The 11661-nt window shown below is 52.3% G+C and carries 9 protein-coding genes; 6 read left to right on the top strand and 3 right to left on the bottom strand.

The window, feature by feature from the left end:
* Positions 1-59: 59 nt before the first annotated feature.
* From moaA to smc, 3 genes are read right to left on the bottom strand one after another with little or no spacing between them, the layout of a single operon-like run.
* Positions 60-1070 (bottom strand): GTP 3',8-cyclase MoaA, encoded by a 1011-nt coding sequence (gene moaA, locus F4Y39_12645; GenBank protein MYC14569.1) that lies wholly within the window; start codon positions 1068-1070, stop codon positions 60-62.
* A gap of 10 nt (positions 1071-1080) precedes the next feature.
* Positions 1081-2226 (bottom strand): hypothetical protein, encoded by a 1146-nt coding sequence (locus tag F4Y39_12650; protein MYC14570.1) that lies wholly within the window; start codon positions 2224-2226, stop codon positions 1081-1083.
* Positions 2216-5830, bottom strand: coding sequence for a chromosome segregation protein SMC (gene smc, locus F4Y39_12655; GenBank protein MYC14571.1), 3615 nt, complete (start codon positions 5828-5830; stop codon positions 2216-2218). Before smc ends, F4Y39_12650 begins: the two co-directional genes overlap by 11 nt.
* Before the next feature lie 341 nt (positions 5831-6171).
* Between smc and F4Y39_12660 the strand changes: the two genes are divergently transcribed.
* The 6 genes from F4Y39_12660 to F4Y39_12685 are packed head-to-tail and all read left to right on the top strand — an operon-like array spanning position 6172 to position 11596.
* On the top strand, positions 6172-7329 hold the full coding sequence (locus F4Y39_12660) for a hypothetical protein (GenBank protein ID MYC14572.1): 1158 nt from the start codon (positions 6172-6174) through the stop codon (positions 7327-7329).
* A gap of 12 nt (positions 7330-7341) precedes the next feature.
* A complete protein-coding gene (locus F4Y39_12665; GenBank protein MYC14573.1) occupies positions 7342-8379 on the top strand; it encodes a beta-lactamase family protein in 1038 nt (345 codons plus the stop codon).
* 13 nt (positions 8380-8392) lie between these two features.
* On the top strand, positions 8393-8695 hold the full coding sequence (locus F4Y39_12670; GenBank protein ID MYC14574.1) for a M20 family metallopeptidase: 303 nt from the start codon (positions 8393-8395) through the stop codon (positions 8693-8695).
* 12 nt (positions 8696-8707) lie between these two features.
* A complete protein-coding gene (locus tag F4Y39_12675; GenBank protein ID MYC14575.1) occupies positions 8708-9715 on the top strand; it encodes an amidohydrolase in 1008 nt (335 codons plus the stop codon).
* Between the two features lie 13 nt (positions 9716-9728).
* Entirely contained in the window at positions 9729-10721 is a 993-nt protein-coding gene (locus tag F4Y39_12680; GenBank protein ID MYC14576.1) for a zinc-binding alcohol dehydrogenase, read from the top strand.
* A 50-nt stretch (positions 10722-10771) separates the two neighbouring features.
* The gene (locus tag F4Y39_12685; protein ID MYC14577.1) at positions 10772-11596 is read left to right on the top strand and encodes an alpha/beta hydrolase; all 825 of its coding nucleotides are present in this window, start codon (positions 10772-10774) and stop codon (positions 11594-11596) included.
* Positions 11597-11661 lie beyond the last annotated feature (65 nt).

Raw genomic sequence — 11661 nt, forward strand, 5'->3', positions numbered from 1 at the left:
TTTGAAACTTAGTGTATTATGGGGATTTGTCAAGGGTAAAAGGTAAGACGTGAGAGGTATTATCCCCCGATTTGATACATTTCGATTTTGCGAGTTGCAGGGGTGTGTTCAGAGCGGATTTCGGAGTAGCGGTCCGCGCGGTGGCGCCATATCTGGATGATCTGGTCGCGGAGGTCGGCGTTGGATGCGCCTTGTCGCAGGGCATCGCGCAGGTCTGTTCCCTCTGAGGCGAAGAGACAGGTGTAGAGTTTGCCGTCAGTGGATAAGCGGGCGCGCGTACAGTCGCCACAAAAGGGCTGCGTGACAGAGGCGATGACGCCGATTTCACCGCCGCCATCGATATAGCGATAGCGTTTTGCGACTTCGCCTATGTAGTTGGAGTCAAGGGGCTCGAGGGGTAAGACGGTGTGAATGCGATCGATAATTTCTGCTGCAGGTACGACCTGATCCATGTTCCAGTTGTTGCGATTGCCCACGTCCATAAACTCAATGAATCGCAGGATGTGGCCCGTGTTGTGGAAGTGTTGGGCAAGGTCGATAACGAGGTGATCGTTGATGCCTTTTTGAACGACTGCGTTGATTTTTATGGCCTGAAAGCCCGCCTTTTCAGCAGCGCGGATGCCTTCGAGTACTCGCTCGGTGCCATGGGTGCGACCACTCATGAGATTAAAGGTCTGGTCGTCAATCGCATCGAGGCTCACGGTGAGGCGGTGCAGGCCGGCGTTTTTGAGGCTCTGTGCTTTGGTGCCGAGGAGGTAGCCATTGGTTGTGAGGGTGAGATCTTGAACGCCATTGATCTGCGACAGCTTGGCGATGAGGGTTTCGAGGTCTCGGCGCAGGAGGGGCTCACCACCGGTGACCCGGATCTTGGTGACGCCGAGATCGACAAAAATTCTGGCGAGGCGGGTGATTTCTTCAAAGGTGAGGATTTCTGCTTTGGGAAGAAATTCGTATTTTTCGCCAAAAATCTCGGCGGGCATGCAATAGGGGCAGCGGAAATTGCATTTGTCGGTGACCGAAATACGCAGGTCGCGGATGGGGCGTTGCAATGTGTCGAGGAGGTCGGGCATTTTGAGATTATTAGAATTTTAAGATTGTCCACACGGGCACGTGATCCGAAGCCAGGTCACCGCGTATGGTATAGACGATTTCGCCGTCAGAGAAACGGATGCGTGAGCGGGTTCCCTTCACGGCTTCGGCGTGGGTGAAAATGCCCGATGATTGGACGTGATTCTTCAGGTTTTGGGACACGAGGATTTGGTCAAAAAGGATTGCTTTGACTTTGACGTCCCGGGCAAAATTGTGTGGTTTGTCCCGCCATTTGTTGTTTTCTGCGCGCGCACCCGGGACTATGGGTTCAAAGATATCGCTTTCGTTTTTTTCGTATATATCATGGTATCCATAAGAACAATAGTCCCGATCTAACAAGGGTTCGGATGTGTTGTAGAGAAAAGCATCGGGTACCTGGTCAATTCCGGCAAGTGCGTCGGGATTGCCGGATTCGAGAATGTTGAGCGAACGGTCGTCAGGATTGTCGTTGAAGTCGCCGAGCAATACAATGTGGTCGTATTTCACGCGGCTGGTGAGATAATGCATGGTCATGGTCGCGCTGGCTTCTCGGCGCGCGTTGGTTTTGGCGCGACCACCCGATCGCGATTTGGCGTGGTGAACCAGAACAATCAAGCGGCGGCCATATCCTTCGACATAAGCTTGGAGGAGATCGCGTTTTCGGGGAAATGCCTGGTCGTGTACTTTTTCTGGAAAGACCATTTTGAGGTCGGTAATTTCAAATGGCTCGCGTACTGCTATGGCGAGTTCCTGGAGTTCTTCGGGATCATCGAGCATGCCGATGGTATAGTTGTCGGGCAAAATGCGCTTGAGCGCGGATTTTGATTGGATTTCCTGAAAGCCGATGATGTCCGCATTGAGTTCGTGCACAACTGTTTGCAGGCGTTCCTGACGCGCATTGGAAATGCCATCGTCGAGCCAATAGATATTGTAAGTCGCGATCTTGATTTCGGCGGGCTGTGGGCCACACGCAAAAAATAAGAGCAGAATCAGGGAGGCGAGATATGTCCTCTTTACTCGTTTTTGCATGCAAATCTCCAGATAGAGTAAGGGTAAGGCTATCTGCCCAATAATATACACGATTGCGAAAAAAATAAAAGGGCGACGGTATAAACCGCCGCCCTTTGTGTTGTCCGAGGTTGGGAAATCAATCATCATCTGCGGGTTGTGCCACGGCTTCGGTGAACGAGTCAACACTATCGACCTGGTTTTCGCTGTCGCTGGATATTTTGACGGAAACGAGCCTGGAGACGCCGGGTTCTTCCATGGTCACGCCGTGCAGGGTTTCGCCAGATTCCATCGTCCCTTTGTTGTGGGTGACAACGATGAACTGCGATTGTTTGGCGAATTTTTGGATGACTTTTACAAAGCGCGCGATATTGGCATCATCAAGAGGCGCATCGACTTCGTCGAGGACGCAAAAGGGACTGGGTTTGACCAGGTAAATTGCAAAGAGAAGGGCAATAGCCGTCAGGGCGCGTTCGCCGCCCGAAAGCAGGTTAATGCTCTGCAGGCGTTTGCCCCATGGGCGCGCTGTGATGATGATGGGTGCCTCGAGGGGATCTTCGTCGGGGGGCATGGTCAGGTCGGCTTCGCCGCCTTCAAAAAATTCCTGGAATGTGGTCTGGAAATTTTCTCGAATGCGGCCAAAGGTATCGAGAAAGCGCTGGCGCGCCGTGCGGTCGATGCGCGTGATGGTGCGCTTGACGATTTCCTCGGCCTCCAGAAGGTCGTCGCGCTGGTGCGTGAGAAATTCAAGACGTTCTTTTTGAACTTCGTACTCTTCGAGCGCCGCCAGGTTGACAGATCCCATGCGCCGCATACGCTCTTGCAGTTCGTGGGTCTTTTTTTCTGCCATATCCGCGTTAAATTCGGGATCCTTAAAACGCCCCTGTTCGACAATATCGACTTCGTAATCGCGCTTGAGGCGTTGGATAATTCCCTCGCCGCGCTCTTTGATATGCGCCATGGCGACTTGAATTTCGCTTAAACGCTCGCGGTGTTGTGTTGTGCGGCGATTTTTTTCCCGCAGCTTTTCTTCAATGGCGCGCGCTGCCATCACGATTTCGTGTTGTCTGTGCGCTTGTGCATCGCGTTTGTGCTCAATGCGGGATTGTTGCTTGTGCAGGACCTCCAGTTCGCCCGACGCTGTTCCGATACCTTCTTCGCGTCCTTGTTTGCGTTTTTGGCTTTCATCGGCCTCGCCGGACAATCGCTCGATTTCGCGGGCAATGGCTTCGCGCTCTCGACCCTGGCGCACAGCTTCGTGTGCGAGGCTTTCGATGCGTTCTTTCAAAGAGGCAATTTCCACGCGCACAGCAGCGACGCCATCTTGAAGTACGCGCCGCTGGTGTTCTTTTTCGCGCAAGTCTTCATCTGCACGGCGAACCACGTCTTCGAGGGTCTCGCGTTTGGCATCGAGCTTTGTTTGCGCCTCTTCTGCCTGGGAAATCAAATGCATCAATTCGCTTTCTCGCTGTGCGAGTTGTGCGGTTTCCCGGTCGAGTTCTATCACTGACTGAGCCTGGCGTTTGGCTTCTGTTTCGGCGTTTTGTCGGTCTCTTTGAAGGCCCGCACGGCGGTTGTGCAAATCGGCCAATGCGTTATCGCAGGCTTCGATTTGCGCGAGGTGTTTGTCGAGTGTTTCGAGCGAGCCAGCCAGTTGTGTTTCGCACTTTGAGAGTGCAGTTTGGGCGGATTCTATGGCCGACTGGAGGTCGTCAATTTGTTGCTGGCGACCAATGAGGCCCGATTCTGAGGTTGCATCTGCACCGCCATATACCGTGCCATCTGCGGAAAAAACTTCGCCGCTGAGTGTCACAATTTCAATGCCTTTAGCATGCATGGCACCGCTGTGAACAATCGCGGTTTGTGCATCGCTTACAATCAGGGTGTGGCGCAGCAGCGCAGATACGGCACCGTGTATATCACGCTGTGGATTTAACAGATCGCTTGCCAGCCCGACAATTCCCTCTCCTTTGGGTAATTCGCGAGGTGTGCCATTGGTGGAGATGATGCGTTCGAGGGGCAAGAATGCAGCGGCTCCGTGCTCTCCTTGTCTGAGAAAGTCAATGGCCCAACGCGCGTCGTCGGTATTGCTGACGATCAAACATTCCAGTGCACGCCCCAGCGCGGCTTCAATGGCGGTGACGTATTCGGGTTTGACATCGACCATGTCGGCGACAACGCCCTGAATGCGATTGGAAAAAGGCGAATCCACGGCCAGAGCACGCACGCCTTTGGAATAGCCTTCAAAGCCTTCTCTCAGTTTTTGGAGGAGGGCGACCCGCGCCTGATCGGCTTCGATATTTGCGCGCAAGCGGTTGCGCGATTCGATTTGTTCATCTCGCTGGGCAATACAGCGATCACGACCCGCGATCTGTTGTTGTCGTTCTTCTGTGCGTTGGGCAATTTGACTTTCAACTGAGGCGATTTGTTCTGCGGACTGATTGGCAGTTTCGTCAGCCTCTTGGCGGCGTGCAGCCACGCGCTCAATATCCTGAGTCAATCGCGCCTTGCGCTGTACAATGCCTTCGCGCTCGGCCTGCATGCGCTCGAGGCTCTTGCCCTGATCGCTATTTTGGCGCAATAGATCCATCAACTGAGATTTTTGGGCATCGACTTGTATGCGCTGTGTGTCCAGATCCCGGATTTCTGCTTCGAGTTTGGCGGTTTCCTCTTCGAGTTTGACTTCTGCGGATTTGAGTCTTTTACCGGCTTCACGCCCGTCTTGCTCGGCGGCTTTTTGGCCTTTTTGAGCGTTGTCAAGACGCACCTTGAGCGATTTTTGCTGATACTCGGCGCGTTCTAAAAATGCGTGAATGTTGCGTAACTCTTCGCGTGCAACGAGTATCTCGCTGTCTTTGCCGTGTACGCGCTCGACGTGTTGCGATAGCTCGATATTGGCCTCGGCCAGTGCGCGATCCTGGTCGGTTAGTTCGACGCGCATTTCTTCGAGTTGGGCCTCGAGAGTGGTCATGTCGGTTTCTGAAATTTCGATATCTTCTTTGAGAAAGACCATTTCCTCGCGCAGCGGCCCAGATTGGTCGGCCAGATCGAAGTATTGGAATCTCGCCAGTTTGATTTCGAGGTCGCGCAATTCATCTGACAGTGTTTTATAGAGCCTTGCCTTGCGCTCTTGCCGCTGTAGCGATGCGACCTGACGCTGGATCTCTCCGAGCCAATCTTCCATTCTCTGCAGGTCTTGTTGAACGGCGATGAGCCTATTCCACGCGGATCGTCGGCGAATTTTGTACCGCGTCACACCGGCGGCTTCTTCAAAGCACCGGCGGCGTTCTTCGGCATTGTCGCTGATGATTTCATCCACCATACCCTGTTCGATAACATAAGAAGACTGCGTGCCCAGCCCGGTGTCCATCAGCAAGTTTTGAATGTCTTTCAGGCGGCACGGAATTTTATTGAGCAGGTAGTCGCTTTCGCCGGATCGGAACAGACGGCGGGTAATGGTGACTTCGGAAAATTCGGTGGGTAAAACTTTTTGTGAATTATCGAGTGTGAGCGATACTTCGGCCATACCGAGGGGTTTGCGCGAGCGCGTACCGGAAAAAATTACGTCTCCCATACTGCCGCTACGCAAAGATCGGGGGCGCTGTTCGCCCAGTGCCCAGCGCAGCGCATCAACCACGTTGGACTTGCCACAACCATTTGGTCCCACGACACATGTAATGCCTTTTTGAAAGGGCATGTCGAGCTTTTGTGCAAAGGACTTAAAACCCAGTGTTTGCAAACGAGTCAGGTGCAATGAAAACCTCCTACTCGAATTTTTCTAAGAGCATAAGACGCGAAAAAACAAGGAGATGTAGTAATAAAAGTCAGGACATCTGCGTGTCAAAACTCAATGGGGAAAATAGAGGACGCTCTTTGGACTGCATTTACAAACAACAGCCCGGGGGGAGATTCGGGGAACTACATTTTGTGGAGGGGAAGGTTGTTACACGCCGCTATAATACTATATCTTGTGGCAGTCGTCAAGGGTAAAAAACGGGGCAGTCCCCCCTGTGTTCGTCCATTGAAGTGGTGGGGTTCTTTGGCGATTGACATTATCTCAGGGGCGTTCTAATTTAGGCAGGGCGTTTCGCAACTATGCAGCACTTTCTCAGAATGGGAGTTTTTATGCTGAATTTACACGGTGAAAAAATTATTCGGATTGAAAAAGTGGTTATGAAATTTAAGCGGCCCCGCCTGATCGGGCGCAATGCGCGGATTGGCGTTCACGGGGATATGGTGACGGATCCCGTGGTTCGCATCCACACAAGTAGCGGTGCTATTGGCGTTGGGTGGTCTCGATTGGGTCGGGAAGAAGCCGAGTCATTGGTGGGTAAAACTGTTGGGGATGTGTTTCAATTGCCGGGGGGATCAAACGAAGCTGGAGCGGCGATTGATTTGCCTCTGTGGGATCTGGTAGCCAAATTGTCGGATCAACCATTGTACAAACTGCTGGGGGCTCGAGGATCTCGGGCGGTCGAGTTGTACGATGGCTCGGTTTATATCGACGATCTGGATGCCTCGGACGAGGAGGCTGTGGAGATATTCCGGGACGAAGTCAAGACCGGGCACGATTACGGGTATAAAAATTTTAAAATTAAAATTGGTCGTGGCGCGCGCTGGATGCCTGTTACAGAAGGTACAGATCGAGATGTTCTGGTTATTCACAGTGTTCGGGAAGCCGCTGGCGCAGATGCAAAAATACTCGTTGATGCGAATAATGGTACGACGCTCAATATCGCAAAAGACATTCTCGAGCGTTGTGAAGATGTGGGGATTTACTGGTTTGAAGAACCGTTTCCCGAAGATGGGGCTTTTAACGAGGATTTTAAGCAGTTCATCGTCGAGAAAGGATACGATACGCTCGTCGCTGATGGGGAATCGGGTCCTCCGCCACCCAGTTATTTTGATATGGTGAAAAAGGGATGGATCGATGTGGTGCAACACGATTTTCGCGCCAAGGGCCTTACGTGGTGGCGCGAGACTGCCGCGATGATCGAACCCTGGGGAGGCCAATGTGCGCCTCATTGCTGGGGCAGCTTGATCGAGCGCTATGCCCACGCGCATTTTGCAGCTTCCGTCCCCCACTTTTCTCTTCAAGAAGCCGCTCCCGCAGATATGCCGGGTATCGTGCTGGATGGCTGGACGATGCAGGATGGGTGTTTGATGGTGCCAGATACACCCGGTACGGGATTTGACCTCGAGTCAGATGTAATTGAAGAGGGGGTGAAGCGAGAAGATGGGTTCAGGGTGTAATGGAGACAATATATGGATATGACATTTCCAGGAGCAGAATGGGAGACGAGACCGCCTGGCGACCTCGGGTTTGACGCGGAGAAACTCGCGCGGGTGCAGAGGTGGTTGCACGAGGTGGCAGGTGACAGGTCCTTTCAGGTGGGGATTGCGCGTTACGGGTATCTCGCGGCAGAGTGGCGGCAAGGTGTTGCGTCTGATTCGATGTCCTCGCAGGCGTCTGCTGCAAAGTCGTATTATTCGACGCTTTTGGGGATTATAGTGGCGGAGGGCAGGCTGTCTTCGCCGGATGAGAGAGTTGTCGATTACTATCCAGAGATGATGGATGTGGGCGAGCAGGAGGGTCCAAAGCCCGGGCGGTATGCGTTTGAAAAAGATCGCGATATTACTTTTCGGCATTTGATATGCAATGTGTCGGGCTATATGAAACCGGGGGAGAAACCGGGGGAGGTTTTTCACTATCAGACTTATGGGATGAATATTCTTACCCACGCTATGGCTAAAATTTATGGGTGTTACGATGCAGATGATCCCGAAGGTTTGCCGGGATGCGGGAAGGTGATCGAAGAAAAGTTGCGCGATCCCATTGGTGGCATATGGACGCATTCGCATTCTAATTTTGATCTGTGGCCCAGTGCGAGATTAAATATTTTTGGGTATTACACGCAGGTGCATACCACACTGCGAGATCAATTGCGGGTGGGATACTTGTGGGCCAATTACGGCAATTGGAATGGGGTTCAGGTTGCGCCCGAGAGTTACCTGCGCGAGGCAACGGTGACGAATGATTTTATTCTGGAAAACGAACCCAAAGAGAACTGGAAATACGGGCACGGATTCTGGTGCAATGATCGCGGGATGCAGTGGAAAGATGCACCGAGAGACTCTTTTGCCGCATCGGGCGCTGGTGCAAAGCATATCTGGATGTGCCCGCGGTTGGGGCTGGTTATCGCGCAAAATCCAGGTCTGTGGGATCAGTTCAGGGAAGAGCAAGATAAGATCGGAAGTCAGAATGAGGTGATTGCGCGAGTTGTGAATGCGGTAAAGGAATAGGGAGGATATATAGATGGATGCAAAAACTAAAAAATCGCAGGTTGATCAGGCTGTGAAATCGCAATCGCGGCGGGCGTTTAATCTGTCGCGGAGTATTCACGGCTGGGCAGAGCGGCCGTTTCGGGAATACGAGTCGTCGAAGGCATTGGCGGCGTATTTGGAGGAGAACGGATTTCAAATTGAGTTTCCGTGGAAAAATATCCCAACGGCTTTTCGCGCCACATGGGGCACGGGCAAACCCACTATTGGCATGTTGGGTGAATATGACGCCTTGCCCAATTGCGGTGCCGAGGAGGGCACCTGGGGCCACGGCTGAGGCCATAATCTTTTGGGCGTTGCCCCGGCCGCAGGTGCGGTTGCTGCAAAAACAGTATTGGAAAATTTGAAGTCACCCGGTCAGGTCATCTATTACGGCTGTCCGGCTGAAGAGACGCTGGCGGGTAAAGTGTATATGGCCCGCGATGGCGCGTTTCGAGATCTGGATGCGGTGCTGGCGTGGCATCCAGGATCGGGTACGGGTGTTAGCAATTATGGCGGTTCGTCGCTGGATTCGTTGGTCTATGAGTTTTTTGGCAAGACGTCTCACGGCGCGAGTGCTCACAATGGGCGCAGTGCATTGGACGGGGTGATGTTGATGGATGTTGCGGCGAATTATTTGCGAGAGCATGTTCCCGAAAATGTGCGTATCCACTCCGTGATTCGAGATGGTGGAGATGCGCCTAATGTGGTGCCAGCTTATGCGAAGGTGTGGTACTATGTGCGGGGAAAGGATCGTGAACAGGTGAATAAAGTACGCAAGCGATTGACCAAATGCGCCAAGGGTGCGGCGATGGCCACGGAAACGACTATGAAATGGCATCGTATCACGGCTGTGTACCCGCGTTTGCCAAATGATGTGATGTGCGAAACTGTGCGTCAAAATCTCGAATTATTCGGTCCACCTCGTGCGTCAAAAAAAGATAAGGAACGCGTAAAGGAATTGGGATACAAAGGTGAATTTGACGGGAAGATCAAAAAGGGGAAGGGTTCACAGGGCCGCGGGTCTTCGGATGAAGATAATGTGTCGTGGCTGGCACCGATGGGTCGGTTTCAGATGGTGTGTTATACCAAGGGCACGCCGGGTCATCACCGCGATATGACCGCACAGGCAATAATGCCTTATGCCGAGCGCGCGGTTTTGCAAACGGCCAAGGTTTTTGCGGGATCGGCTATTGATCTGATTTTGGACAAAAAGGTGTTGCAAGCAGCCCGTGCGGAATTTGTGAAGGGAACAAAGGAGTTTGAGTACGATCCGCTGATCCCAAAACGCCAGAAGGTTCCCGTGGACCCTCCGTAGAAGGAGAAAAGATTTGAAAGCACAACGATTAATATGCACAGATGTCCGGCGGATTGAATTAGAGGATTTTGATTTGCCGCGTGTGCCAGATAATGGCATTTTGGTGCAAAACGATTATACCGCCATGAGTGTTGGTACGGAAATTTACAATTATGCGCACGGGGGTGAACCGTCGCGTGCAAGGACATTTCCGCGGCCAACAGGGTATTGCAATACGGGTGTGGTGCTCGAGGTGGGCAATGATGTAAAGGGGTTGGAGCCCGGCGACCGCATTGCCGCGCAGGGCAATCACGCCAGTCATGCGGTTATAAGCGGGAATTTTTTTAGAGTACCTGAAGGTGTTTCGCCCAGGTCCGCGGCTTTTATGGTTATGTGTGCTATTGCCATGCACGGGCATCGGGTTGGGCGTCCGGAATTGGGTGAGGTTGTTGCAATTACTGGTATGGGGATTGTGGGCCAGTTGGCAGCAACCTTTGCGCGGTTGGCTGGCGCTCTTTCGGTTATTGCGATTGATCTGGATGATTTCCGGTTGGATAAAGCGAGAGACCGGGGGGCAGATGTTTGTGTCAATCCCAATACTGCAGGGGATGTCGCCGAAGTGGTGCGCGAGCATTGCGTGGGCGATGGGGTCGATCTGGTGATTGAAGCGACGGGTATTCCGGCGGTTTATCCCATGGCGCTGACTTTGCCGCGGTTGGGGGGGCGTCTGGTCGCGCTGGGGTCTCCGCGCGGTACTGTGGAGGTGAGTTTTTTGCCCGAGATTCACTTGCGCGAGATCACAATTCTGGGCGCGCATCAGCCCAAGACGCCGGATAATGACCATATTTATTATCCGTGGAGCAAGCGCAGGGATCGCGAGTTGATTTTGCGTTTGATGGCCGCGGGCAAGTTGCCTATCGAGGATCTGATTACCCATGTTGCTAATCCCGCCGATTGCCAGGCTACCTACGATATGCTCGCCGATAATCCGAGAGAAGTGCTGGGTGTGGTATTTGAGTGGGGGTGATCTCGCCTGCTAAAATAAAATACCTGTCAGAACCATAGAGGAGATCGAATATGAGATGCCACTCTTTTAAAAATTACAAGTACGGCCCCCATGAGCGGAACGTATTTGATTTTTATCCGGCACAATCAGACGAACCCACCCCTGTTGCAGTGTATATTCACGGCGGCGGTTTCAGAAATGGCAGCAAGGATGGGATTGGTAATGAGACATTGAAAGCTTTATTAGATGCGGGCATTTCTGTCGCGGCTTTTAACTATCGTTATGTCCAGCAGGCTCCTTTGCCTGCTGCGCACTACGATTGCCGACGAGCGCTTCAGCTTCTGCGTTCCAAAGCCACCGAATGGAACATCGATAAAAATCGGATCGGTGCATTTGGCGGATCGGCCGGAGCACAAATTTGCATGTATCTTGCTTTTCACGAAGACATGGCCCGTCCAGACAGCGGTGATCCAATCGAACGCGAATCTACCAGACTTCAGGCCGTGGCTACATCTGGCGGTCAGACCACGATGGACGTTGCCTGGTGGAAGAAGAATATTCCCGGGTACGACGAATCCCATCGAGATTTTTATCAGACATTAGGCGCAACGACCCAGGAAGAATATCAGAATCGCGTAAGCGAGATTTCGGCACTTGATTTGGTATCAAAGGACGACCCCGCTATTTATATGAGTTATAGAATGTCACCGGAAGACCCTGTGCCAGAAGGACAGGCTGCTCGCGGTTGGAAAGTGCATCACGTGCAGTTTGGTGTTGCTTTAAAAGAAAAAATGATAGCGCTTGGTATAGAATCTGATCTGGTTTATCCAGGTTCAAAAAATAAATATCAAAGCAATGTTGACTACTTTATCTCAATGTTAAAAAATAGGAAATAGACGAATTTGAGGCACCAGTTTGGCCCTTTTTTCTTTGAAAAGTCGATCTTGGAGCGCAATTATAG

It is taken from the genome of Gemmatimonadota bacterium (assembly GCA_009838845.1).
In the GTDB taxonomy this organism is placed as follows: Bacteria; Latescibacterota; UBA2968; order UBA2968; family UBA2968; genus VXRD01.

What these genes read in the sequence shown, in the direction of transcription:
- moaA (MYC14569.1), bottom strand. Translation starts at nt 1,070, where the DNA reads ATGCCCGACCTCCTCGACACATTGCAACGCCCCATCCGCGACCTGCGT.
- F4Y39_12685 (MYC14577.1), top strand. Translation starts at nt 10,772, where the DNA reads ATGAGATGCCACTCTTTTAAAAATTACAAGTACGGCCCCCATGAGCGG.
- F4Y39_12670 (MYC14574.1), top strand. Translation starts at nt 8,393, where the DNA reads ATGGATGCAAAAACTAAAAAATCGCAGGTTGATCAGGCTGTGAAATCG.
- F4Y39_12650 (MYC14570.1), bottom strand. Translation starts at nt 2,226, where the DNA reads ATGATGATTGATTTCCCAACCTCGGACAACACAAAGGGCGGCGGTTTA.
- F4Y39_12660 (MYC14572.1), top strand. Translation starts at nt 6,172, where the DNA reads ATGCAGCACTTTCTCAGAATGGGAGTTTTTATGCTGAATTTACACGGT.
- F4Y39_12665 (MYC14573.1), top strand. Translation starts at nt 7,342, where the DNA reads ATGGATATGACATTTCCAGGAGCAGAATGGGAGACGAGACCGCCTGGC.